At 43.1% G+C, this 24,696-nt stretch carries 20 protein-coding genes and 2 tRNA genes; 1 reads left to right on the top strand and 21 read right to left on the bottom strand.

All coding sequences use genetic code 11. From position 1 onward, the window contains the following. Window positions 1-2: 2 nt before the first annotated feature. The 5 genes from KJS58_RS01945 to KJS58_RS01965 form a co-directional block, all read right to left on the bottom strand. Window positions 3-752 carry a prepilin peptidase gene (locus KJS58_RS01945; RefSeq protein ID WP_213529951.1) on the bottom strand — a complete coding sequence of 250 codons (750 nt, stop codon included), beginning with the start codon at window positions 750-752 and terminating at the stop codon, window positions 3-5. A 151-nt stretch (window positions 753-903) separates the two neighbouring features. Next, entirely contained in the window at window positions 904-1,407 is a 504-nt protein-coding gene (locus KJS58_RS01950) for a prepilin-type N-terminal cleavage/methylation domain-containing protein (protein ID WP_213529953.1), read from the bottom strand. A 41-nt stretch (window positions 1,408-1,448) separates the two neighbouring features. Then, the gene (locus KJS58_RS01955) at window positions 1,449-2,654 is read right to left on the bottom strand and encodes a type II secretion system F family protein (protein WP_213529955.1); all 1,206 of its coding nucleotides are present in this window, start codon (window positions 2,652-2,654) and stop codon (window positions 1,449-1,451) included. Further along, window positions 2,651-3,697, bottom strand: a complete 1,047-nt coding sequence (locus KJS58_RS01960; RefSeq protein ID WP_213529956.1) for a type IV pilus twitching motility protein PilT — start codon at window positions 3,695-3,697, stop codon at window positions 2,651-2,653. The genes KJS58_RS01955 and KJS58_RS01960 overlap by 4 nt, the downstream gene beginning before the upstream one ends. 14 nt (window positions 3,698-3,711) lie before the next feature. Further along, a complete protein-coding gene (locus KJS58_RS01965) occupies window positions 3,712-5,379 on the bottom strand; it encodes a GspE/PulE family protein (RefSeq protein WP_213529959.1) in 1,668 nt (555 codons plus the stop codon). Window positions 5,380-5,731: 352 nt separating this feature from the next. Between KJS58_RS01965 and KJS58_RS01970 the strand changes: the two genes are divergently transcribed. Further along, window positions 5,732-10,315, top strand: a complete 4,584-nt coding sequence (locus tag KJS58_RS01970; RefSeq protein WP_213529961.1) for a choice-of-anchor A family protein — start codon at window positions 5,732-5,734, stop codon at window positions 10,313-10,315. Between the two features lie 78 nt (window positions 10,316-10,393). Here KJS58_RS01970 and KJS58_RS01975 read toward each other — a convergent pair whose 3' ends face one another. The 16 genes from KJS58_RS01975 to pyrF all read right to left on the bottom strand — a co-directional run bounded on the left by KJS58_RS01975 (window position 10,394) and on the right by pyrF (window position 24,688). Then, window positions 10,394-12,124 (bottom strand): hypothetical protein, encoded by a 1,731-nt coding sequence (locus KJS58_RS01975; protein ID WP_213529963.1) that lies wholly within the window; start codon window positions 12,122-12,124, stop codon window positions 10,394-10,396. A gap of 12 nt (window positions 12,125-12,136) precedes the next feature. After that, complete coding sequence (locus KJS58_RS01980) at window positions 12,137-12,697, bottom strand: type II secretion system protein (protein WP_213529965.1); 561 nt, start codon at window positions 12,695-12,697, stop codon at window positions 12,137-12,139. Next, complete coding sequence (locus KJS58_RS01985) at window positions 12,678-13,334, bottom strand: type IV pilus modification PilV family protein (RefSeq protein ID WP_213529967.1); 657 nt, start codon at window positions 13,332-13,334, stop codon at window positions 12,678-12,680. Before KJS58_RS01985 ends, KJS58_RS01980 begins: the two co-directional genes overlap by 20 nt. After that, window positions 13,331-14,068 carry a restriction endonuclease gene (locus KJS58_RS01990; RefSeq protein WP_213529969.1) on the bottom strand — a complete coding sequence of 246 codons (738 nt, stop codon included), beginning with the start codon at window positions 14,066-14,068 and terminating at the stop codon, window positions 13,331-13,333. Before KJS58_RS01990 ends, KJS58_RS01985 begins: the two co-directional genes overlap by 4 nt. 246 nt (window positions 14,069-14,314) lie before the next feature. Beyond that, window positions 14,315-14,788: an IS200/IS605 family transposase gene (gene tnpA / locus KJS58_RS01995; protein ID WP_213529971.1), complete on the bottom strand. Its 474-nt coding sequence runs from the start codon at window positions 14,786-14,788 to the stop codon at window positions 14,315-14,317. 195 nt (window positions 14,789-14,983) lie between these two features. Continuing rightward, window positions 14,984-15,057: transfer RNA gene (locus tag KJS58_RS02000), tRNA-Ile, on the bottom strand. 59 nt (window positions 15,058-15,116) lie between these two features. Beyond that, window positions 15,117-15,190 (bottom strand) — tRNA-Met (locus KJS58_RS02005). Between the two features lie 68 nt (window positions 15,191-15,258). Further along, on the bottom strand, window positions 15,259-15,423 hold the full coding sequence (locus KJS58_RS02010; protein WP_191798927.1) for a hypothetical protein: 165 nt from the start codon (window positions 15,421-15,423) through the stop codon (window positions 15,259-15,261). 180 nt (window positions 15,424-15,603) lie between these two features. Next, a complete protein-coding gene (locus tag KJS58_RS02015) occupies window positions 15,604-15,741 on the bottom strand; it encodes a hypothetical protein (RefSeq protein WP_213529973.1) in 138 nt (45 codons plus the stop codon). A gap of 26 nt (window positions 15,742-15,767) precedes the next feature. Further along, window positions 15,768-17,237: an extracellular solute-binding protein gene (locus tag KJS58_RS02020; protein WP_213529975.1), complete on the bottom strand. Its 1,470-nt coding sequence runs from the start codon at window positions 17,235-17,237 to the stop codon at window positions 15,768-15,770. A gap of 22 nt (window positions 17,238-17,259) precedes the next feature. After that, window positions 17,260-18,114, bottom strand: coding sequence for an ABC transporter ATP-binding protein (locus KJS58_RS02025; protein ID WP_191798924.1), 855 nt, complete (start codon window positions 18,112-18,114; stop codon window positions 17,260-17,262). 1 nt (window position 18,115) lies between these two features. Then, a complete protein-coding gene (locus tag KJS58_RS02030; protein WP_213529977.1) occupies window positions 18,116-21,031 on the bottom strand; it encodes an ABC transporter permease in 2,916 nt (971 codons plus the stop codon). Further along, window positions 21,031-22,137, bottom strand: a complete 1,107-nt coding sequence (locus KJS58_RS02035) for a permuted SH3 domain-containing protein (RefSeq protein ID WP_213529979.1) — start codon at window positions 22,135-22,137, stop codon at window positions 21,031-21,033. The genes KJS58_RS02030 and KJS58_RS02035 overlap by 1 nt, the downstream gene beginning before the upstream one ends. Next, window positions 22,100-22,831 (bottom strand): ABC transporter ATP-binding protein, encoded by a 732-nt coding sequence (locus KJS58_RS02040; RefSeq protein ID WP_249716858.1) that lies wholly within the window; start codon window positions 22,829-22,831, stop codon window positions 22,100-22,102. The genes KJS58_RS02035 and KJS58_RS02040 overlap by 38 nt, the downstream gene beginning before the upstream one ends. A gap of 487 nt (window positions 22,832-23,318) precedes the next feature. Then, window positions 23,319-23,957, bottom strand: a complete 639-nt coding sequence (gene pyrE, locus KJS58_RS02045; RefSeq protein ID WP_213529980.1) for an orotate phosphoribosyltransferase — start codon at window positions 23,955-23,957, stop codon at window positions 23,319-23,321. Further along, window positions 23,954-24,688 carry an orotidine-5'-phosphate decarboxylase gene (pyrF, locus tag KJS58_RS02050; protein WP_213529981.1) on the bottom strand — a complete coding sequence of 245 codons (735 nt, stop codon included), beginning with the start codon at window positions 24,686-24,688 and terminating at the stop codon, window positions 23,954-23,956. The genes pyrE and pyrF overlap by 4 nt, the downstream gene beginning before the upstream one ends. Window positions 24,689-24,696 lie beyond the last annotated feature (8 nt).

Below are 24,696 nucleotides of genomic sequence, written 5' to 3' on the forward strand. Positions count from 1 at the left end.
TCCTAAAAGATAAGTGAAAGGTATCCCTGAATGATCTCGGAACCATAGCCGTAAGAGATTAAGGTCCCGATCATCAGCCATGGACCAAAGGGTATCGGCTGCTTGCGTGATACTCGTCCGATCAGCATCATCCCTCCTCCAATGACCGTTCCTAGTAAACAGGCAATCAGAAAAGCAAGGATCATCTCGGGAACCCCGAGGACGAATCCACATATCGCAAATAATTTCACATCCCCCATCCCCATTCCGCCCCGTAGAGCGAACAGCAGAATGATGCCCCCTCCAAGCAAACCGCCAAGTACATGCTCCCACCAAGGCTGAGTAGGAAAGAGTAAAACCCCCAGTAATAGTAGCGGCGCAAAGAAAAGCAAAACTTTGTTCGGAATTCTCATATATTTGAGATCAGATAGACTAACAATGACAGTCAGACTAACAAGCAGAAGGCCGATCATTCCCTCAGGTGTAACCCCAAAACGTAAGACGATCCACAAATAAAGCAAACCCGTAAGTGCTTCTCCCGCTGGATATAAGAAAGATAAGGAATCACCGCAGTACCTGCATTTTCCGCGCGAAACGAGATAACTGAAAACAGGAATAAGATCAACCGCCCGAAGTCTTGTTCCGCAATTACCGCAGCAAGAAGGCGGATTGATAATTGATTTTCCGACAGGTACCCGGAGTGCAACTACATTAAAAAAAGAGCCTAATACGAGACCAAGAACTGACACGTATATCGCAATAAAAAGGGTCATGGGATCGGTTCACTTTCCACATTAAATTTGAAACAGGAACCAGGGATGTTGCCCGTGGTTCCTGTAGGGGTGTTGAGGTTGGTGTTGTAAATAAAGATTAATAAATATAGAAATAAGATTGGATATCCTAATTAGGTATGAAACACCTTGATTATTGAGGATCTTGATTTTCTGTACCTGGATCAATAACTTCAGTTTCTTTCACATCAGAACTTAACACTTGGTCGGCTGAATACTCACCATTTTTTGATCCTTTTGGAGGGGTTCCAGTTTTTGGTTTTAAAGTTACACTTACCAACTGTCCCTTGCTACCAAATAATACCGAACCGCTCTCAATTATTGACTTAGTACTAGGGAGACTAATCGTAGTATCCAAGTATCCTTCACTCTGAATAGTTGAAAGTGGAATACTTCCTGCTCCAGTAAAGTTTCCATCTTTTTCACCAACAATATAAAGTCTTGCAGCATCATAAACCTGTCTAGCGGTTGCAATATCACCATCTTTTTTTGAATTATCAATTACATTACCAATTAGTGGAATAGCGATAACCGCGATAATAGCCAATATAACAATAACAGCGAGCAACTCTATCAATGTAAAACCTTTCTCGTCTGCGAGTCTTGCTTTTCTTGCTTTCAGTGCTTGTGTTAACATATAAATCCCCTTCCACACTCTTATTATTTGTTATATAAAATCTACATATTTCCGTAGATGCTGAACATCGGCAGCATAATTGACGCTACAATAATACCAACAACACCCGCCAAAAAAGCGATAAGCAGGGGTTCTAGCAAAGACTTCATCCGATCGACTGTATTCTCTACATCCATCTCGTAAAAATCAGCTACCTTTTCCAGCATCTGATCCAGTGACCCTGTCTCTTCCCCAATCGCAATCATCTGCGTAACGAGCGGAGGAAATACCCAAGCTTTCTTTAATGGTTCGGATAAAGGCTTCCCCTGACGAAGTGAATCCCCTGCGCTGTGAATGTATTTTCCGATGACTTTATTCCCTGAAATATCTTCAACAATAGCCAAAGCCTGCAATACAGGCACAGAACTTGCATACAAGGAAGCAAACGTCCTTGTGAATTGAGCAATGGAACCTTTTTGATTCAACTTGCCAAATACAGGTACCTTCAGTTTGAGGTAATCCAGCAGATAAGCCCCTCGCTCGGTACGCTTACATACCTGGTAAAGTATAATCATCAGCAGAACGCCCAGTAACCAGAAGTACCACTGACGCTGTATGCTGTTACTGAGCATAAGAACCATCTGTGTAATCACCGGAAGCTCCGCATCCATGGACTCGAACATCGTGACAAACTGAGGAACAATCGCCCACAGTAAATATACAACGGCTGCAATCACCATAATCCCCACCGTAAGTGGATAGGTGAGCGCAGATTTAATCTTCTCGGTTGTACTGTGCTGTTTCTCGTAATAGATCGCAAGCCGATCAAGCGTTCCTTCCAAATCACCTGCTTCTTCACCCGCCCGAATCATACTGACAAATAAAGGCGGGAATATGCGCTTATGATCCTGCACGGCTTGAGAAAATGATATCCCTCTCAGCAGACTCGAATTCACATCAAACAATGCTTTTTTCAGTGGTTTGCTCTCCGTTTGTTCTGTAAGAATCTGATTGGCATCAACAATAGATACACCCGCCCGAATCAGAGTGGCGAACTGTCTGCAATAGATAATAAAATGAATCGGTTTTACCGGATTTCCAATGTAGATATCCATTTGTAAAATGGTTTGCTTCGTTTCCTCAAGCGAGAACACCGTCACATCTCGTTTACGAAGTTCTTCCATGGCCGTCTTTTTGTCTGCAGCACCCAGTTTGCCGCGGATCTGTTTCCCACGGTTTGTCTTAATTACATATTCAAATTGTTTCATCCAGAACTCACCTCAGCCAAATATGACTTCGCACTCGAAGCAAGTACTTGTCCCTCTTTCACAAGATCACGTACAGCCATTTCCATCGTCTGCATGCCAAATGCTTTTGACGTTTGCATCACACTTTTAATCTGATGCGTTTTGTCACTGCGAATGAGATTGGCTACGGCAGGCGTATTAATCATCACTTCAGCAGCACATACTCGGCCTTTCCCCTCCGCTTTTGGAAACAAACGCTGTGATATGACAGCAACGAGAACAGATGATAACTGGGCACGAATCTGGGCTTGCTGGTCTCCTGGAAAAGCATCCATAATCCGGTCAATCGTCTGCGGTGCATCTGTAGTATGAAGTGTAGAAAGAACCAAATGTCCTGTTTCTGCCGCGGTAACCGCTGCGGTGATTGTCTCTAAATCTCTCATTTCTCCTACTAAAATAACATCAGGATCTTGACGAAGCGCTGCTCTTAGGCCACTCGCAAAGCTCATCGTATCCGTTCCTACTTCTCTCTGTTCCACAAGACTTGATCCTTTGGTATGTATGTACTCGATCGGATCTTCCAGCGTAATAATATGCTTACGTTCATTGCGATTAATATGATCGATAATGGAAGCGAGCGTAGAAGATTTACCGCTTCCAGCTCTCCCTGTTACTAGAATAAGACCTTGTGATTTCTCAGCCAACGTGCGTACCACCGAGGGTAAACCGAGTTCATCCAGCCCTTTTACTTGTGAAGAAATGAGGCGAGCGGCAATACTAACTTCACCACGCTGTTTATAAACATTGATGCGAAACCGGTGTCCATCTTCGAGAGAATAAGCAAAATCTAGTTCTCCCCGTTCTTGAAATTCTTCATATCCTTTCGTGCCAAGAAGGAATTCTGCCATTCCCCATGCCTCTTCTGAAGAAATAAACTCACCTTCCACGGGTTTCAGCAATCCATCAATACGCAGGATAGGCGGGGAATCAAGAGAAATATGAAGATCAGAGGCCCCTGATTCATAAGCAAGTCTGAGCAGATGGATGATACTATGATTGTGCATTTCCCTTGTTCCTCCTAGCTATGTGAAACAGACTCTCGCATAATCTCCTGAATGGTCGTTATTCCGCTTCCTACTTTCATAAGGCCGTCCGTCATCAAGTGAACAAGCCCTTTCTGCTGAGCCATGTACCGCACTTCTTCTACCGATGCGGAGGAAGCAATCAGGGAAGCAAGCGCATCATCAATTTTCAGAACTTCATGTATCGCCACACGCCCACGATAACCGGTGTTATTACAGTATCCACAACCTTTACCGGCATATAATTGATCTGTCTTAATCCCGTGTTTTTGCAAAATAATCGATTCTTGCACAGAAGGAACATACACTTCTTTACATTCCGTACAGATCTTTCGAACAAGGCGCTGAGCGACGACCCCTAGTAAGGAAGAAGCAATAAGATAAGGTTCAGTTCCCATATCTCGAAGCCGCATGATGGTACTTATCGCATCGTTTGTATGAAGCGTTGATAATACAAGATGCCCGGTTAACGAGGCCCTAACTGCAATTTCTGCTGTTTCCGTATCCCGAATTTCACCGACCATAACGACATTTGGATCTTGTCTCAGAATGGAACGAAGACCCGCAGCAAAAGTAAGTCCAACCCCTGAATTCACATTCACCTGATTAATCCCTTCAAGCTGATATTCCACGGGGTCCTCAATAGTAATGATGTTGACGTCTTCTTTGTTCAGATGATTCAAAGCGGAATAAAGAGTCGTTGTCTTCCCGCTGCCTGTCGGTCCCGTAATAAGAAGTATTCCGTATGGACGTTCAATCATCTGCCTGAATAACTGACTATTCATCTCACTAAACCCCAGTTGATCAAGGGATTCTACACCTGATGATTGGTCCAAAAGACGAAGCACAATCTTCTCGCCATGCATCGTCGGAAGTGTGGAAACCCGAATATCGATCATTCGATAATCCAGCTGTATTTTCATCCGCCCGTCTTGGGGTAATCTTCGCTCCGCTATATTAAGCTCTGCCATGATTTTAATTCTTGCCGTAATATATCCTTGCATCTGCTTTGGAACCTGACGTTCTGTTCGCAGTGTCCCATCAATACGGTATCGGATTGCTAAATAATCTTCACTCGGGTCCATATGAATATCCGAGGCTTTTAACTGCACAGCTTGCTGTATCATTTGATTGACGAGTCTGACAATGGGAGAAGCTTCGTCCGTTATCTCTGTTTCTTGAAACTCTTCCTGAGTGGGAAGTTCCACCATCATCTGAGTCATGGAGTCGCGAAGTCCATAATGCCTTGCAATCGCTCGCTGCAAATCATCCCGTGTTGATATCGCGGGTTCAATTCGAAATCCCGTCGTCATCCGCAAATCTTCAATTGCAAAATAGTCGAGTGGATCGACCATAGCCACCATGAGCTTCCCGCCTTCTTTCATAAAAGGCAGCACTTGATGACGTTTGGCCATACTTTCCGGAATGATCTGAGTGATTGCAGGATCAATATGATATTTAAATAGACTGACATGAGGGATACCTAGCTGGAATTCCAATACTTCGATCAGCTGCTGTTCTGTAATGTAACCATGAGAGATAAGTAAATCCCCAAGTTTCATTTTTAGATCCCGCTGCTTTACAAGCGCTTCTTGTAATTGTTGCTGTGAGATAATTCCGTTCTCGACCAGCAAATCCCCCAGCCTTTTTTTAATAACGGTCATAACAGATCACCTCGAGTACCCTGGCTTTTATGCTGAATAACAATGAAAATAATCAATTTACTGTAGAAACAAGTCTAATTACTCACTCGACTCCGAATACACTTCTCTATTACACCAAAATTATAATACTTTAAACCTATTAATATATTGATAAGATATGTATTTTGTCCTAGAATGATATATATCATAGTTTGGAAATTTTTACAATGTAGGAATTCCTGAAACAATGAATTCAGAAACATCATATTTGAGTTTACAATGATCAAAAAAATATAAATGGAAATGAAGAAATATAGGTTAATCCTGTGATACATCAGTATTTTTCCAATGATTGAGGAGGGAGTATAAGATTATGAAGGAATATATTCAGAAGAATAAAATACTCGGACTATTTATATTAATATTATTTATCGCCTGTTTTCTTACCATGCAAATCAAGGACTTTTTTACTACAGCAGAAGCGAATTCATCCGCCTACAAAATCCGACTGCTCGAAATAACGGATTCTGGTACAACTGACCTATCGTCGCTTCAAAAAGAAAAAACAGGGATTACTGTGGAAACTATGAGCATGAAAAAATTCGTATCTTTACGAAATGAACTTGATGGTTTATACGATGCGATTTATATTGGCTCCGGGGTGTATAGCACCAAACCTGTGCAAGGGAATGACCATAATACAAAAACGGTGATGAACGATATAACCAAATTGAAGGCAAAGGAAATAATAGATAACTATATTAATAGAGGATTATATGTTTTTATACATACGCAGCCCTTTGATGAGCAACAAGGCGGAAAACCGGGGAATCTGTATAACTCTTTTAATACATATCGATCTACGTCCGCTCAGCCTAATGTTATATTTGTAGACAATACCTCCTCCGTACAGTTACTAACAGCACTTAATGATGGCAGTTCACCTTATTTATCAAAACTTAAACAGAGACCCCGGCTACATATCACGAATAAAGACTCCATTATTGATTACACAGTGAACCCGGGTCACATTTATAACATTGGTGATGAACTGAGTTTTGAGTTTGAAGTGTCAAATCGGCAAGATTTTGCAAAGCGGCCCATAACTGCAAATCTATATTTAACGGTTGATAAATCTTCAAAGCTAAGCAAAGAACAGATCGTAGCAACCACCACATTAAAAACAGGTCCAACCGGGAAAATCACTTACAAACTTCCTAAGACTTATTCTGGTTTGCTCTACTGGAAACTCGAAATTATAGATCAGCTGAATCCTAATCAACTCAAAGATTATGATACAGGTACCATCCGGTTTCGCGGTAAAAAGACCCAGGTCTCTGTTCTACAGGTCCTTCCTACCAAAGAATCTGTCCGGACGAGCAGTCTGTTATATACAGAAAATATGAATCAAAGTTTTTTGAAAAACGAAGATTATGAACTCAATATTCAAACGAAAACAATGTCCGAGTTCAACGATTATATACAAGCAAATTACAATTCCAAACAAGGGTATGGATTAAACGGAACATATGACATGCTGATCTTTGGATTTGCCGACATCTATAATACAAAAGCAAAAATCAGTTCTTTGGCAGCGGATGGCGTCGTAGAATTTGGTGAAAAGACGAAACAAAGCATTATGTTTACACACGACACGATCTATGCAAGTACAGCGGAGTGGGTAAGCAAATTTCAGAAGATGACGGGACAAATAGAGCCTGAGACAAATTTAGGTCTTAGGGGTCCAGAAAAATCCATTACCGTTGCTGGGGTAAACAGCGGGTTGCTAACAGATTATCCATTCCAACTGGATAAGACAAATAATATAGGTGAGTCATTATACCGCGTAGCTACTACGCATAATCAGTATTTTACACTTGATCTTGAAGATGACTCTGTTGTGCCTTGGTACAATATTTCAGGAGGCAGCCGAGATACAAGTGACAGTTGGAATCATTACTACACCTACTCCAAAGGAAATATCACATACTCAGGTACAGGACATATTTTCCAGAGTAACCTCTCTGCTCAGTTTCCAGTCTGGGAACAAAAATTGTTTGTAAATACCATGTACCGTGCTTTTGCAGGGGCAAACCATGCTCCTGAAATTACGATTCTATCACCAGAGAATAATAGCAGCAGACCATCGTATCAGAAGGATTTTACAGTTAGTTATACGGTGAACGACTGGGACTTTAAAGATCGTAATCTACTCACCAGCATCCAGTTTAAATCCGATGGCGTTGTCTTACCTAATATGTCAGTAAGTAATAAACCCGTTATTACCGGACAGACAATTACACAGACCTTCAAGAACCCGCTCCCTGAGGGAGGAAAACTGGAGATCGAAATTACAGCCGAGGATAAACAAGGAGCAAAAGCTGTTCAATCCCTTGTATTAAACTTTGAGAAAAAATCAGTGATGCTCGAAACGACACGCCATCTTTCCGATCATGTCATTAACAATGAACTTAAGAAAAATGAACCCGTGAGCATTACCTATCAAATTACACCCAAGTCCATTCCATACAGTGAGGTGGATAAAGGCTTACAAGGTATACAGAAGATGGTTCTATCCAATCTGGAGTATTCAGAAAAGTTCCCTGCTCAGCTGGACATCGATAATACACCCGAAGGTACAATAACGGTTGGGGACATTTCTTCCGGTTACGAGCTTCATTTACCGCTTGGCAGTGTGTTCTATCAACTCGAAGAGCTGAACGGAGTTATGATGTATGTTCCGCAGAACCAGGAACCTGTTAGTTATACCCTAACAGTCAGACCTCTAAGTAAAGGGGTGTATTTACTGGATCAGTCCCAGCTAGAATATGATGATCTTCGTGCAGCAGTACAGTTAGAAGAGGAAAATGGGCAACAAAAAAACAGAGAGATATCGGAGCTATTCCCAGACATGGGTCCATTATCTCCACTTGGACTTCCGTCTGATCTTTCCTTGTATGCATTAAATGATGTTCAAAACTCAGGATTTACTTTTCATGGAAGGGTTATTGCAGGTGGAAGCATCACCTTATACAGCTTTAATGTAGGTGAAAAATTGGGGACGGGAACGGATGCACCTTCCACCACCTATTCGATTGTTGCCGGAAAGGAATTAAAGTTGGGCGATGGAAAATTTCATGGGAAAGCAGCCTACGGTACTAAGCTGATTACACCTAAGTACCATCTTTCAAAAATTGCCCGTGAACCTAATTTATACGCAGATAATCTCAATCGAAGCCTTCTCTCTTTATCAGAAGAACTTTCACAGCTTCCAGCTACAGCTGAGCCTGTGATCACGAATCAAGATCCAAAAGGGTGCCAGCTCATATTAGATGGAAAAGATGAGGCAGTAAATATTTTTCATGTAACAGAGAAAGTACTAGCTGCATCCAGTTCCACTTGTATTTCTGCTCCTGCCGGCTCTACTGTGATCGTGAATGTGGACGGTGCATCAGCAACCATGAGCGGTGGACTTACCCTTAGGGATGTGGATTCAAATCACGTACTGTATAATTTTTATAACGCTTCTTCGGTTTCTACAACGGGAATTAAAATATACGGTTCAATTCTGGCCCCAAAAGCCAATTATGATCTAAAAGGTGATGTCATCGGTACCGTAATCGTTCGAAATATGGCGCCCGGCGGAGGTTTCTCGATCCAGTCTAGCCCGTTTCAAGGCGACATTGGTCTGCCGCCAACCGAACCAGAAACACCAGTAACACCAGAACTACCCGATCCATCAGTTCCACCAGATCTACCAGAACCATCAGAGCCATCCACGCCCATTTCACGTGTCACTTCTTTGTTCCCGACATTGTTACTCAAAGCTGTGGTCAAAGTAGAAAAAATCGAGGCCGAAGGTACAACGATGCTAGTCGATACGGAGCATAAGATCACGCCAATTGTACTTCCAGAAGATGCAGATAATAAAATGTTGCAGTGGAGAAGTCTCAGCCCTGATATAGCTGCAGTATCTAATGAAGGAGTGGTTCGTGGTCTGAAGGGCGGGATCGCCAAACTAGAAGTTTCTGCTATAGACGGAAGCGGGGTTACTTCATTCGTGACGATCAAGGTTATCAACCGAAGTTTAACCATTTTGGGACCTACTACAGCAAAAACACAAGAAACACTCTCCCTTGAAGCAATCTATATCACAGCTAGCGAAAATGTAACCGGGTATCGGTGGGAGGTAAAAACCGTTAACGGACAGAATCATTCCGATAAGGTTGCCTTGCATCCAAATCTAAATGATCCAAGTAAAATCGATATCTTGGCGATTAAGAAGGGAACTGCCACCGTCGTGGTCACTGCTTTGACAGATTTGTCTCCAAACGGTTCTCTATCAAGCGAACACACGATCACCATTAGCGAGCCGATCAATGAGATTTTCATGGATGGACCAAGCCAAGTCATGGTTGGAGATTCAATAACCCTCCATGCTGGTACCATTCCCTATAACCCGGATGTAACTCATTTTATATGGTCCTTAACGGGGGATGGCAAAATATACGCTACGCTAACCCCTTCAGAGAATGGAAGAAGTGCGGTACTTAGGGGAGTTAAATCAAAGGATAAGGTTGAAGTAAAACTCTCACTAAGTGATGACGAAGGATCTCCTCCATTAACTGCTGTTAAATGGGTGAGCATTAATCCGAGACTCGAAGGTCTGCATTTATCAGATACGACACTTGATATTGGAGGTTCTGAAAATTTGTTACTGCAAAAACTAACACCTTTCCCAGTTGATTTTGATCCCTACCTGCTAAAAGATAGACTCACTTGGTCCAGCAGTGCTCCTTCTGTTGTTTCGATAAATGATACAGGTATTGTCACTGGAATAAAAAAAGGCTTCGCAACGATTACGGTTACTTACAACAGTCCCCAAGCCGGACAGAGTACAGTTACAGCCAAAGGCACCGTAAAAGTTAACGCAAAAAGCAGCGAAGATCGATACTAGCCCAAAACAAATAACCCGTGTAGGGAGAGAACCACATTCACACCCTGCACGGGTTATTTTTCGCTTAATTACAAATATTTAATTCAATTTGATTGGCCCCACTTGGACACTCATCTGATTAACCCTTGGAAGGCCCTCCTGCTGCTGACGGTAGACTTCCTCATTATACCTTGCCGAGAACCGAACCAAATCGGTACCTGGCGTAATTTGAATAGCCCCATTTCCAGCAAACGTCTCCCCACGCACTGCATTGACCGTAAGATCTCCTTTGGCAAAGAAGCCGCCGCTTAAAGAAAGGATCGAACCTACCCCATAGAGCTCTGCTGTTGAATCGGTATAGAAAAAAGCCTGTATTACTTCTGTTGTACTTTTAAAAGCATCCAGCCGGTTAATAAGTACCGCACCTTCTGACATGACTACCCCAGAACCGCTGATTGCAGCATCTTCCACAAGAGTAGCATATCCCTCTCCTCCTGATGGACCTAGAACAAATATAGTAGAATCAAGCTGTACATTACCTCTAATCTGCAATTTTCCTGTAACGAGCATATTCGCCTTAATCATTATAGGCGTGTCCATATAATTATTAATTGTTAAATCCCCGTCTACAACAAACCAATTATCACTTTTAGACTTGTATTCAATTCCTGCTAGCTCTACACCATCATAGGTTAGATCACCGCGGTAAATAAAAGACTTCTCCGGTTTTGTAAAACGCTCGATTTGGCTTTTGTAATAAGCCCAGGCATGCTGATCTTCTGGTTTATCTGATTGTTCAGGAACACCGGGTTTTGTTGGGATTTGATCTGGCGCATCATAAGACATAGGATAGTTTTGTAGAAACTCGCCTAACGTACGATTGTTGATGTGTTTTCGAATAAGTGATCTGTCAATTGCTGAGTCTTTTAAAGACTCTATAACTTTATCTACAAAAGACTCCCTTACATTCAGCTGTACGAACTTGCGATGATTTCGAACGCGCAACTGCTTCTCGGGGATAATGAATTCACTACCCGATTCTTTCCCAAGCCATTCTTCGGCGCTTTTCGTAGAGTCGTTCAAAGTGTATAAGACTTGTCTAAGTGATTGAATATGCGCTTCTCCATCCAGCTGAAGAGGAGACGAGAATAGCGTATGTACATTCTCAGACTGATAATAGTATTCCGCCTTATCCCCGATCCTCAATTTATTCCCTGCATAAATATTCCCCTGAATATAAGGAGAACCATTAATAGTTAAATCGCTTTCTGAACCTAATGTGTATTTCAGAAAGTCAGGATAGGTATCAAAAATGACTTCTTGCGTGAGTTCACGCTGAACTCCATTTACCTCTGCTTCAACGGTTAACGTCACATTATAGGTCGCTGCCTGTTGTTGATAACTTATTTTTTTATAATCCAGTTGAAGCAGCTTACCCGTTGCATTTGTCAGCTCTGTACTGGTTATAAGGTCTTTATAAGATCCTTTCTCTAAACCAGATAGATAGAGGTCCACCTCGTGTTCTAATTCTTTTTGAGTACCATTTATACTTTTAGTGACAATAGATTGCAGGTTTGAGGTCATACCCGCGATGACTTCTTCCAGTGTTTTTTCGGCAAGATGCAAGCTTTGTACATCATTCTCCCGAGTCTCTGCCCGCTGAGCACCTCCGACTGCGGCACTTAATACAGCAGCCCCAAGGATGGTAAGCAAGAGGGCAATAAACATAACGAGCACAAGCGCAGAACCGTGTTCAGCAGAAGAAGCTTTTACTACCATTTTCTTTACTCGCACTGAAAAGATCCGAGCTATTTTATTAAAATTAAACATGTGCTTGTTCTCCTAAAATCCAAATTTACTCTCTAATTCAAGCGAATAATCACGGTCATTCTCCCGTCTTTGCAGTACAAGTTTGATATAGATAAGCCCAGTCTCACAGTAAGCATCGTTCTGACAAAGCCTTTCATCTGCCGTTTTTGCCACAATAATGGACTGATCAAGTGCGGCTTGTATCGAAGTAGCAGCTGTGCTAGATATGTATTCTTCCTCTTCAGCTAAAGCTATTGTAGATGTAAATTCTTCTATCACTAGAGTTCCTTCTCGGATGGCAATTTCTCGGTGTTCCGAATTACCTGCTTGTCCTCTGCTAAGAACGATACCTTCCTTACTATTTTCGATAGATTCTGGAGCAAAGGTATACAGTTCCGTCATAATGGACGACATGATGAGATCACCCTCATCCCGCAGCGCATTCTCGATAGTTATGCGGTTATACTCACGGAATCCAGAGAAAGTAATAACCGAGATCAGTCCAACAAGAATCGTGAAAATGGTAATAGACGCGATTAATTCTACAAGGGTAAAACCCGCATCTTGATGCAGGTTATCTTCTGATTTTTTCATCTGTAATATAACCCTCCACTACGGCTTCGTTTCTATGTCCCCTTGGACCACCAGGCCCAGTAACGGTAACTTTCACTGGCAGTAAATAACCCGCTAATGATTCACCGTCTTGCGCAGAATCCATACCACCGCCGAGCTCCAAACTTTTAAGTCTAGTACCATCCTTTAATTGCTGATGAAGCTTCGACTGATAAGAAATAACAAGCTCATACTGCACATTATTCACCTTCGGATTCAGTACCTCTGGTAGAGTGTGAGCATTCATGAATAAAGAATTATACTTACACTCCGTTACCTGGGTGCAGGAACTCCCTTTTATGATCGGCGATCCCTCTTTATCTGCTTTAAAGTATTCCTCCATCTTCGTAAAATCCTGCTTTTCCAAATAAACCAATGCATTACGCGCTAAATTCACCATGACTGTCTTATTCTGATTCGACTTAGCATAGGAATGTGCATTCATAAAATAGGAGACAACGACTAGAGAAACAATAGATAAAATAATAGTGGCTGCAAGCACTTCCACCAATGTGAATCCCTGCTCTTTCTGAATTTGTGCTTTCAAGGACGAATATCCCTCACGATCTTTAGCAATCTGCTTTCGACTTACAAGAAAATTATGTAGTAAATTTTTCATATTGCTTCATGTTTCTTTATGTATCGACATTTCGGAAAACTGCCGCAGCCATAAAAAGGGCCTCTAGAACTGTTTCGCAGTACTAGATGATTTCCACACCACGGGCACGTAAATTCCTTTGCTGGAACATCAATAATTACTTCACTTGGCTCAGGGATCGGTTCTCCCTTGTTCTTCATTACCAGGATCATCTCTATTAACATATCTCGGTTAATTAATTTCACTCGATTCGAATTAGCGAGGTTACGTGCAGCCTCCGTATAATCACTACTCGTTACTACCCATGCCTCTGCAGCCCCGTAATGAGCAATAGCAGCTTGAGCTTCCTGTACCGCTTTAATCCCTACATTATTACTGTAACGCTTAGCTTGGACAACAATCTTGCTTCCCACTTTCTCTAAAATCAGGTCAGCCCCATAATCCCCGGCAGCTTTCGTAACCTGAGTCTTATAGCCCTGAGCAGCAAACAGATGACTTAGATATTTCTCGAACTGAATCCCATTCATCTGATCAATATCCTCTATTCCTGAATGTTTGAGTCGTCTGATTCTCTGATACTTAATATTAATTAAAACAGCAATAAGAATACCTAGAGATATCAGGCTTACCACGATAGATAAATAAACTGATTTTGTCATCGCAAACGTACCAAAACCGGTTACTAAAATCACAAATAGAAAGGTTGACTGAATAAATTCTTCCCTCTTTTTTACTTTACTTTTGCGTCTAGCCATTAAAAATCCTCCGTCTTTCTTGAATCTAGATATATATTCGATATATAGGTCTAAATTCCTGCTACTAAAGACACATTTCAATATAATCATTTGCATCGTATAAAAATCAGGACCACCCGTAAAACGGGTGGTTTGTTCTTGGGGTATAACCCCTTGTTGCCAAACTGCGCCTAAAGACGCTAGCCTGACAGTAAATCTGTTCAGGCTCATTGTTATTTGTCACTTTCACTTACCAGTTAAACTGGTTTATTTCTTTTTGCTCCTGTTGCTGATGAATGGATCTTCATACTCTTTAACACTCAGCTTATCTACTGCTTGGTCGTGTGCTTCTTGTTCTCGGATGTATTTTCGTACCGTTGCTTCATTTAAGCCCACCGTACTCACATAATATCCTTCTGCCCAAGACTTTCGATTCCCGTATTTGTATTTTAGCTGGGCATGTTTCTCAAAGATCATTAGAGAGCTTTTACCTTTTAGATAGCCCATGAATGATGAGACTGCAATTTTGGGTGGGATTGCTACCAACATGTGCACATGGTCTGGCATCATGTGTCCTTCTATGATTTCTACTCCTTTGTACTTACATAAACGTTTGAATATTTCAATTAGATCTTTTCTTACTTGATTATAGATCTCTTTCCGTCTATACTTCGGGGTGAATACAATGTGGTATTTGCACATCCACTTTGTGTGAGCTAGGCTGTAGCTCTTGTTTGCCATCTAAGACCATTCCTTTCTTTGAGCCTGAACATCTCAATTCTATCGGAATGGTCTTAGTGGTCAAACCTTTGATTGTTCCACCCGCATAGCGGGTGGTTTTTTGTTTCGCGCGTTTCACGCACTCAACTGGCTAAAGCCATAATAAAAAAAGAAGAAATCCTCTTGCATTTCTGCAAGAGGATTTCTTCTTCATAATGGGCCCTGAGGGACTCGAACCCCCGACCAATCGGTTATGAGCCGACCGCTCTAACCAACTGAGCTAAGGGCCCTGATCATTTCAATTACACATCTAGTAATTGTTGTTAATGAAGCGCTGTAGGTACTTCAATTGCGGGGGCAGGATTTGAACCTGCGACCTTCGGGTTATGAGCCCGACGAGCTACCGAGCTGCTCCACCCCGCGTCATTAGTTAATCAAAACAGCGACCTCTAATAATATACACGATGTGCAATGGAAATGTCAAGGCCTTTTTACGGAATAAATCGAACGCCATATTTGCCTTTACGAGATTGATATACTTCAACCTGCTTAGGATCATCATGACCGTAAATCCATCCGTCTTGCTCCATCCGCTTAGCCAGGCACCCTGCCTGGAACTTTGAGACATATAGTCTAGCATAATAGATCCAGTTCAACCGAGTCATCTTCCTTTAACTCTACTCTATTTTAAAGCTGCTTTAGCAGGATACCCTTCTTTCATATGAAATAACCCCCTCTCCATAAAAAAACTCTGAGCAGCAGCCAAATCGCTGTTACTCAGAGCTATAGTTCAAATATTCAAACACCTATTTAGTAATAATACATTTCTTGCCCGTCTATGACGGTCCCTTAAAATCTGCAATGGCCATCAACACGATCGCAATCAAGGAAACGAGATAAAAAAGAAATAACACGATCAGTACAACCCACAATAGCCAAACCAGCAATTTCCGAACCCATTTCATGATAAGCATGATAAGTAATCTCTCCTAGATGCTCCCTATTGCAATTTATCTTCAAAAGATGCTTTTGGATCTTTTTGAAGTTTAAGCAACATTTCGTCCCCTTCTTTTTGCCATTCGGCCAGTGCTTCTTTTGGTGTCTTTTTGTTATCCAGTACTTGTTTAAAATATTTCTGTCCTACTTGATCAACTTGCCACAGATTCGGCATTTTTTGATACAGCTGATACTGATTCATATTAACCGGTGGAATTGGTTTTAGTGCATAGAATGCGCCGATATTATAATCCAAGCCTTCTTTAGGCTTAATATAACTCTTCCGAGACACAAGTTCGTAACTGCTTCTGGCTCTTATCTTTGCCCATTCTTCACCGTTTAGAAATTTAATAAATTCCCATGCATCATCTGAATTCTGGGCGCTGCTGTTAATAGCCATTAAATTGCTGAGATAGACATTGCCGCCTACACCAGGTTTCTCTTGATGCACGGGCGGAGTCACGACATCCCATTCAACAGGATTAAATTTTTCGTTCTTCTCTGCATACTTATTGTCATTGATCAGACGGGTTACATAACCATAATCAGCGATAACCATCGCGGCACGGCCTTCCATAAACAAGTTGCCTTGGAATGGATTAAATACCTCAGGTGCCCCTGAGTTATTGTTCATCGCATCTTGCCCCGCCAGAACTTTGTCACGAGCTAGCTTAGAAATAGTAGACCATACTTTTTCCCACGAATCATTATCCACCGTCATCTTCTCTGCCTTTTCGTCATAAGTACGCAATTGAAGAGGGGCTGCATAGGTCTGCGCATCATAGAACGCATCACTTCCCCATTGATTTAAGGATATGCCATAAATTTGGTCTTTCCCTTCTCCACTCGTAACACGGCGCGCTTTGTCAAAAATGTCATCCCACGTGGATCCATCAACCGGCGGTTCTACGCCTGCTTTTTGAAAGATTGCCTTGTTATAGAATAAAGCAGAAGAAGAGAATGTCGGAGTTAACGCATAGAGACTGTTATCACCTATGTCTTTAATTCCATCCAGTACTGTCGGTACAATATCACTTGTATCAAATTTATCTTCAGCAATGAGAGGATCTAACTGCTTGAGCATATTTTCCTGGACCAAAGATCTCATTGTACTTACATCGCCTATAATAACGTCCACTGGATTATCCCCGGTCAGCAGCTTTTTCACGGATTCAAGTTGATCCGGCTGTTCAGGTTGTTCCTTTTGGGTGTAATCATAGTACTGATACTGGTTCTGATCAATGGCAGGTACAATCTCAATCGTTATATTATCGTTTAGCACTTCAAACACGTCCGTATACTGCTGACGGAAGTAAGAATCATCATTACTTCCATATAGCGTCCCCACTCGCAATACCCGCTCTTGCTGCTGAGATGGTTCGGCTGCTGTACAGCCCGCAATTGCCGGCGCCACCAGTGTCATACAAGTAAGTAATGTCACAACAGGACGAGCTAACAAAGACCTCTTTTTCATTAGAAAATCTCCCTCTCTATGGTTACTTCGGCTGCGTAATGACGATGCGCTCCCCATCAAATTCAAGTGTAGCCCGCTCATCAATGGATAGTGCCTCTAAGTATTCTCTTGGTACCTGTAATCTTCCAGCGCGATCAATGATAACAAACGCTTCATGCACTTCTTTACTGCCTGGAACGCGTTCCGTATCGAGACTATCATTTCGTTTCACAAATTCGGTACTCGTCAGCCCATCCCGTATAGCAACAATCCGGTCCACTTTGTTCGCGAGCTCTAGATCATGTGTAACAATGACAATACTAATCCCTAGTTCCCGGTTCATTTTGCGAAAAATGTCCATAATACGATCACTCGTCTCGCTGTCTACTGAGCCGGTAGGTTCATCCGCAAGCAGCAGCTTTGGCTTATTAGATAAGGAGATCGCGATCGCAACCCTCTGCTGTTCCCCGCCAGATAGCTGGTAAAGTCTTGAATGCATACGATCTTTAAGACCTACCCATTCCAGCAGCTGTTTGGCATATCCGCGATCATATTTACCGCCAAGCATCATCGGTGTCTCCACATTCTCGAGCGCTGTCATGTATGGAAGTAAGTTGCGACCGTTATTCTGCCATATAAATCCGACGGTATGACGTTTATATTCGACGAGCTGAGGTTCTGTCATCTTAAGCAGGTCCCAATCACCAACGACAGCAGTTCCTGCAGAAGGGCGATCTAGCCCGCCTAAAATATTTAAAAGCGTAGATTTCCCACTTCCACTGTTCCCAATGATCGCCATCATTTCTCCGTCCTCAACCGTGAGGTTGAGTCCTTGCAGGGCAACCACTTCCACTTCACTTGATTTATAAATTTTGACCAGACCTTCACAGTGGATCATCTTACCGCTCCTCTCCCATTTTGACGGCTTGATGCACCTTCAGTCTTCGGATTTGCCACAGCAGCATTCCTGCACCAATCAGCAGCATTACAAGCGTCACTGCATACAACTGAAGCGTGTCACTTTGTTCAAAAACAATTCGAAATGGAGGTACTTGCTGTTTCACATTATCTGTAGTCTGGAGGAAAGGTAAAAATAACCGACTTGCGAGTTCACCGATCCCAATTCCGAGTACAATCGATAATCCTGCGGTAAAAATCTGTTCTAGTAACAACATCCCGCTGAGCTGTGCTCGAGGCAGACCCATTGCGCGGAGTACCCCGAATTGAACAACACGGCCGGATAAGTTAAAGAACCAATACAGCACATATCCAATAAGTGAGATCAAGATGGATACCAGGAATCCAAGACTGAGAATTCCAAATACCCCTCCCCTTGAAGGATGCTTGCCTTCAGCGACAAGTTCAGTCCGTACATCTTTTACCGATGACAGCTCGATACCATCCTTGCCAAGTCTCTCAATGAGCGGTGCAACCAGCGCATCAGGTTCCATTTTGAGCCACACTTCGTATGGCATCATAGGAACTTGATCGTAGATATAATCCAGATTAGTTATAAAAAAGGGCGTCTCATCCGGGTACTGCGCCGGCCAGTAGGGCAGTATCCCAAAAACAACAAAATCCATCATCTGTTCCTGCAAGGCAATCGATAGTACATCTCCACTTTCCAGCTGATATTTATCAGCAAACCCGGACGGAATGATGACCGCTCCCTCATAATGACCCAGCAGGTCTAGATATTTATTCGGATGCGCGGGGAACAAATCATTACGGAACCAGGCAACCTCTGCAAAATCAACGTTATCAATGCCCACTACCATGCCTTGCCCTGCCGATTTACCTGATATGACTACATTTCCCTTGGTCTGCAGCACTCTCGCCGCATGTTCTACACCAGGCAGCTGGCGAAAAACTTCAAAAGGCGGTTCTGAATATATTATTTTACTTGGAGCAGGCGAACCCGAACCTCCGCCTCCAGCTCCACCACCAGGGTTTCCCCCGCCACCAGCACCTGTGTTTCCTCCTCCAGTACCTGGTGATCCAGAGCCTCCCCCATTCCCTGCATTTCCGCCGGTGCTCGGTAACATCTCTGCGGTTCCTTCCCATACCGTCTGCATCACTACATCCGTACCATACCGATACAAAGTTCTTTCGGTAGAATTCAGATCAATTGTCCTCGCAGCAGATGCATTATATACACCAAGACCCAAAGTAAGTACGAGCAAGATCATAAGCGGGTAATAAGAAGAAGAGGAGCGAGAAAGCTGTGTTAGCGTAAGGTAGATAGGCACCGGAAAGATTTTACGTCCGATCCAGCTGAAGAACCTGAGAATCCAAGGAAAGATACGTAAGAAGAATAATCCTGCTGCAAAAATGAATAGTGCTGGGACAAAGAATAAAAATGGTTGTACTTGGAGCTGATCTGTGGTCATCCCGGTTTGAAAAGTCAGCATCTGCCTTTCATAGAACAGGTAGTAACCGTAACCCGCAAGACCCAGCAATAAAATATCCATATACCAACGCTGCCAAAAAGGTTTTCTATCACTTCTTGCTTGCCTGCGTTTGGCATCAACAATTGTCGACCTTGCATATCCCATCGCGGGAATTACAGAAGCGATAATCGAAGCAAATACGGCAACGACACCAAGTAGAATTGCATCTTGTGTGATTCCGATCGGAATCGATTTACGATCAACAAAGGACAAAAACCCACTTGCTGAGCCGATGCTTTTCGCCATAAACCAGCCGAGAAAAGGTCCTGCAACCATCGCAATTGCTCCTAGGACAATGCCCTCCAGTAAATATAGAATGACGATCTGTCTGGCGGATGCCCCGCGGCTGCGAAGAACAGCGATGTCACTTTCCTGCTTTTGCAGAGACTGTCTAGCATTCATCACGATAAAATAAAACACCATCGCAATCATTGGCACCGCTAGTGTAAAAAGCATCGTTTGGAGCTGTAAGCTTTGTTTTCGAAAATTAGCAAGTAAATCTCCAAAAGAAATATCTACTTTTGTGTCCTTTAGCTTCTGATAAAGTTCAATATCAAGACGCTCGAGTGTACTGCTTAAGGAAGGAAGCTGACTCGTTTTAATCTGACTCAGATCAAAAACGTAGTACCACTTTGATGTTTGTATAGGTACATTCTGATCTGCAAGAAGATACGTATCAAATAAGCTAGGGTCTACATAAAATCCATTCATCATTCCTTCAAAACCTTGAACCCAGTATGGATCAGCTGTATCATCCGGTGTAAATGCACCCACAATCTTGACTCGAAGAGTAAGATCTAGACCGCTGTATACAGGATACTCCATGATGTCTCCCACATGCAGATCATTTCGGTACATCCCTTCTTCCAGCATGACGGCTTCAATAAGATCACCCTGAGCCTGATTTCCGGGAAGCACACCTTGATTCATCGTGACATGATTTTTGAGATCATTCATTGACCCGAGTGTCATGGTTCGAATTCGGCTTGCATCTACTTTTTCCGGATCTTCTGGGCTGACCTCCGTACTTCGAATGGATCTGATATTAACATACGTGTTGTAATCAAATCCGATCTTTGCAGGAATATCCTGTTGAATGAATCGATCTACATCCTCAAGCGCCCTTAGATCCGTTTTGGTCCCGCCAGGAGCTTGATAACTCATAAGCAGTGAACCAGCCGGCATACCGCTGCTCTCATCCTCAAGGGACTCCGCAACAACACGCTTTAGTGCGCCATCAGCATACATCGGAATACTCACCGTGAAGCCAACGGCCACAATAAGACCAATCAAGGTACTTAACGTCAGCCAGCGTGTATTCCACATTTTGCGAGACAATAATCGTAACAAGGGGATACCTTTCATTACCTTCCAACCACCTTCTGCCCTGGTGTAAGCCCTTTGAGAATCTCCACATCGGTGGATGTCTGCTGACCTGCTTCTACATCCACTTCTCGCTTACTCCCATCCGCTTCTACCACTTGGACATACGTTCTTGAACCAATAGAGCGAAGAGCTGAGATTGGAATCAGTACGGCATCCTCTTTGCGCTTCGTTACGACACTCACCGTGAGCGGCGTACCTCTGTTTAGTCCTTTTGGCCATTTATCCATCTCAACAATAACGTATGTATCTAGCGACTCTTGTTCAGGCGGTGTACCCCCACCTCCATTATTTCCTCCATTCGAATCTGATCCCAGGTTCACCGGCATCACTTTAATCGTACCCTGATGCACACCAGCTCCGTTAATATCCACCTCAGCCTTCATACCTGCAGCAATCACTTCGAGGTCCTGCTTCGCAAAGGTGGCTGCAACGACCAGATTAGCTGTATCCGCAATCGTAGCAATTGGATCGTAAGCCTTTACCGCTGCTCCCTTTTCAACTTCAACGCTAAGTACCGTACCGCTAAAAGGTGCCCCAAGTGTAGACTTACCGACTTGTTCCTCCAGGTCTGAAAGTTCCTGTCTTTGCTCTTCAAAAGTAATGACCGCTTCTTCGTACTCCACAGGATCCATTTCCTCTTTTTTACGAAGGGTCTCTTTCATTTGCACTTCGGATTTGCGAATCTGCAATTTCTTTTGACGAATTTGTTTATTCAGTTCTTCTACATCGAGCACCGCAATTTGCTGTCCTGCCTTTACCTTATCCCCGGGCTTCACATAGAGTTCCTTCACATGCATGCCATCGAGTGTAAAATACGCTTTTTCCTCTCGCTGACTCATCAGCTTGCCAGAACCGGACACTTTCGTCTCAATGGTTTCGGTTCTCACTTCATATTCGGGTTTCTTGGAAATCGTCGGCGGTGTAATCGGCGGCAGCACTTCCTCTTCCGGCTCAGCTGGAAGTAAAGAGCAACCGGTCAACGACAGGCTTAGGGTTCCGATCAAAACATACTGGGTCCATCGTTTACCCGCTCTAGGCAGGTGCTTTTTATGTAATAAATTTGCCGTCCACCATCTCGTAAACATGGTCTGCAACCTCCAAAATCGTAGGATCATGTGTCGTCATACAAATACTAACTTCTTCTGTGGCAATAATTTTCTGGAATACGGCCATAATCTGGGCTCCCATTTTGGAATCCAGCTCAGCAGTTGGTTCATCAGCTAACAGCAGTTTAGGCCTATGTGCAATTGCTTTGGCAATGGCAACACGCTGCTGTTCCCCGCCTGATAATTCAAACGGCCTGTGTTTCGCTCGTTTTGTAAGACCTACCATTTCTAGACAGTAAGCGACACGCTGGTTCCATTCCCCCTTAGGAACACCTGCCATACGAAGTGACAGCTCTACATTCTCCCAAGCAGACAACAGGGGCATGAGGGCATACGCCTGAAAGATAAAACCAATCTCCTGCCTTCTCATCCGGGTGCGAGCAGCATCTCCTGCTTCATGAAAAGCTCTTCCGTCAAAATAGATCTCTCCGCTTGTCGGTTGGTCCAGTCCTCCAAGCATATTAAGAAGGGTTGTCTTTCCTGAACCTGAGCGACCTTTCAGCATAACAAGCTGCTGCGGCTGCACTTCCATATTAATTCCTTTCAGTACATGAATCGCTCTTCCGCCTGTTTCAAAACTACGATGTACTTCCTGTACCTGCAGCACAGGACCTTTAGGGATTACTTCTTGTTCTGCTTCTTGTAATGCCTCATGTTCTACTTCTTGTAATATCTCTTGTTCTATTTCTTGTTCTGCTCCGGACTCATCTTCTATATCAACCTGCTCCTCTAGAGCTATCCTCTCTGCCACATCCACTGTTGATTTACGTTCTTCTTTGGCTTTTCGAAAGGGTATTCGAATCGTAACTCCCCCCTGCTTCAATAAGGAAATTAATATACTTTACTTACAAATATTTCTATCTCGCATTATAAACGACATAAATGAGGAAGAAGTTACAACCTTTTAAAGATATTTTTATATTCAGGTTTATAAAACACTGTGAATTTGAAGCTATTGCTGATAAAAAGTCAGATTACTACTTTAGTGAAGTTATCTTCACAACAAAAAGAGAGTGTCTCCCCTTTTAAGAGGAACCACTCTCTTTTCTCATACTATATTATATTTTATTCAATTTCATATCTTCATTTGATGAACGAAACCCTTCCGATCCATATACCCTTGATTAAAGTAAACTAGAGATAGGATGAAATGGATTTACCTATACACCAAACGCCGCAGGGTTCTCTCTCCAAGAATGGAGAAGAGCGATATCTCCTTCTGCAATGGCTCCTTCACGAAGAGCTACATCAATGAGAGCAGAATAGTTAGACAAGGTTTGAAGCGCAATTCCTGCTTCCTCAAAGCCATTCACTGCACGGTCTAACTGGTAGCTGAAGATGGCAAGTACAGCCAGAACCTCAGCGCCGGACTGCTGAACTGCTTGCGCAGCTTTGATGGAACTTCCACCTGTTGAGATGAGATCCTCAATGACAATCACTTTTTGTCCTTCTTTTACAAGTCCTTCGATTTGATTCTCTTTGCCGTGTCCTTTCGCTTTATCGCGAATATAGATCATAGGCAGACCCAGTTTCTGAGCAACAAAAGCTGCATGAGGAATACCTGCTGTCGCCGTACCCGCAATCACTTCTGTCTCCGGATACTGCTCACGGATGAGAGCGGCGAAGGATTCAGCAATAAGATCACGGATTTCTGGATAAGACATGGTCAGGCGATTGTCGCAATAGATAGGAGACTTAATACCGGAAGTCCAAGTAAAAGGATCATTTGGGCGTAAAGCCACAGCCTCAATACTTAGTAGAGCGGATGCTATTTTTTCTGCGATTGTTGTCGTTGTCATGCGTTCATCATCTCCTCAATAATTTGTTCTGCTGCTGCTCTTGGATCAGCTGCTGCTGTAATGGGTCTTCCGACCACAATAAACTGAGTTCCGCCAGCGATAGCTTCTTGCGGTGTAGTTACTCGGGACTGATCACCTGCTGCACTGCCGCGCGGTCTAATTCCCGGGGTTACCGTAATAAAATCTGCCCCGCACGCTTCGTGAATACTTCCTGCTTCGAGAGGAGATGCCACTACGCCGTGCAGTCCTGCTTCCTTAGCAAGCTGTGCATACCTTACAACAGTATTCTGAACTTGTCCAGGAATACCGATCTCATCATTCATCGTTTCCTGATCTGTGCTCGTCAGCTGAGTCACAGCAATAATGGTAGGCAGCGCTATATTTTCCTCTTCTGCTGCCTGTTTAGCACCTTCTAGTGCGGCACGCATCATAGCAGATCCGCCTCCGGCATGCACGTTAAACATATCTACACCAAGCCTAGTTACACTGTGGGAACCTCCGCGAACGGTGTTAGGAATATCATGCATTTTCACGTCTAGAAATACAGAATATCCTTTTTCTTTGAGTTCTCTAACAAATTCAGGTCCTGCTGTGTAAAACAGCTGCATCCCAACTTTCATATAGCAAGGAATACCCTTCAGTTTTTCTACCAACTCTCTTGCTGCATCTGCGTTTGGATAATCCAGAGCAACCATCAAGCGTCCAGCCATTTGTTTATATTCAGGTGTCATGAGCCCTA

It is taken from the genome of Paenibacillus sp. J45TS6 (genome assembly GCF_018403285.1).
In the GTDB taxonomy this organism is placed as follows: domain Bacteria; phylum Bacillota; class Bacilli; order Paenibacillales; family Paenibacillaceae; genus Paenibacillus.

Bases quoted from the DNA above. Each gene is read 5' to 3' on its own strand.
- KJS58_RS01945 (WP_213529951.1), bottom strand. From the start codon at position 752: ATGACCCTTTTTATTGCGATATACGTGTCAGTTCTTGGTCTCGTATTA.
- KJS58_RS01950 (WP_213529953.1), bottom strand. From the start codon at position 1,407: ATGTTAACACAAGCACTGAAAGCAAGAAAAGCAAGACTCGCAGACGAG.
- KJS58_RS01955 (WP_213529955.1), bottom strand. From the start codon at position 2,654: ATGAAACAATTTGAATATGTAATTAAGACAAACCGTGGGAAACAGATC.
- KJS58_RS01960 (WP_213529956.1), bottom strand. From the start codon at position 3,697: ATGCACAATCATAGTATCATCCATCTGCTCAGACTTGCTTATGAATCA.
- KJS58_RS01965 (WP_213529959.1), bottom strand. From the start codon at position 5,379: ATGACCGTTATTAAAAAAAGGCTGGGGGATTTGCTGGTCGAGAACGGA.
- KJS58_RS01970 (WP_213529961.1), top strand. From the start codon at position 5,732: ATGAAGGAATATATTCAGAAGAATAAAATACTCGGACTATTTATATTA.
- KJS58_RS01975 (WP_213529963.1), bottom strand. From the start codon at position 12,124: ATGTTTAATTTTAATAAAATAGCTCGGATCTTTTCAGTGCGAGTAAAG.
- KJS58_RS01980 (WP_213529965.1), bottom strand. From the start codon at position 12,697: ATGAAAAAATCAGAAGATAACCTGCATCAAGATGCGGGTTTTACCCTT.
- KJS58_RS01985 (WP_213529967.1), bottom strand. From the start codon at position 13,334: ATGAAAAATTTACTACATAATTTTCTTGTAAGTCGAAAGCAGATTGCT.
- KJS58_RS01990 (WP_213529969.1), bottom strand. From the start codon at position 14,068: ATGGCTAGACGCAAAAGTAAAGTAAAAAAGAGGGAAGAATTTATTCAG.
- tnpA (WP_213529971.1), bottom strand. From the start codon at position 14,788: ATGGCAAACAAGAGCTACAGCCTAGCTCACACAAAGTGGATGTGCAAA.
- KJS58_RS02015 (WP_213529973.1), bottom strand. From the start codon at position 15,741: ATGCTTATCATGAAATGGGTTCGGAAATTGCTGGTTTGGCTATTGTGG.
- KJS58_RS02020 (WP_213529975.1), bottom strand. From the start codon at position 17,237: ATGAAAAAGAGGTCTTTGTTAGCTCGTCCTGTTGTGACATTACTTACT.
- KJS58_RS02025 (WP_191798924.1), bottom strand. From the start codon at position 18,114: ATGATCCACTGTGAAGGTCTGGTCAAAATTTATAAATCAAGTGAAGTG.
- KJS58_RS02030 (WP_213529977.1), bottom strand. From the start codon at position 21,031: ATGAAAGGTATCCCCTTGTTACGATTATTGTCTCGCAAAATGTGGAAT.
- KJS58_RS02035 (WP_213529979.1), bottom strand. From the start codon at position 22,137: ATGTTTACGAGATGGTGGACGGCAAATTTATTACATAAAAAGCACCTG.
- pyrE (WP_213529980.1), bottom strand. From the start codon at position 23,957: ATGACAACGACAACAATCGCAGAAAAAATAGCATCCGCTCTACTAAGT.
- pyrF (WP_213529981.1), bottom strand. From the start codon at position 24,688: ATGACACCTGAATATAAACAAATGGCTGGACGCTTGATGGTTGCTCTG.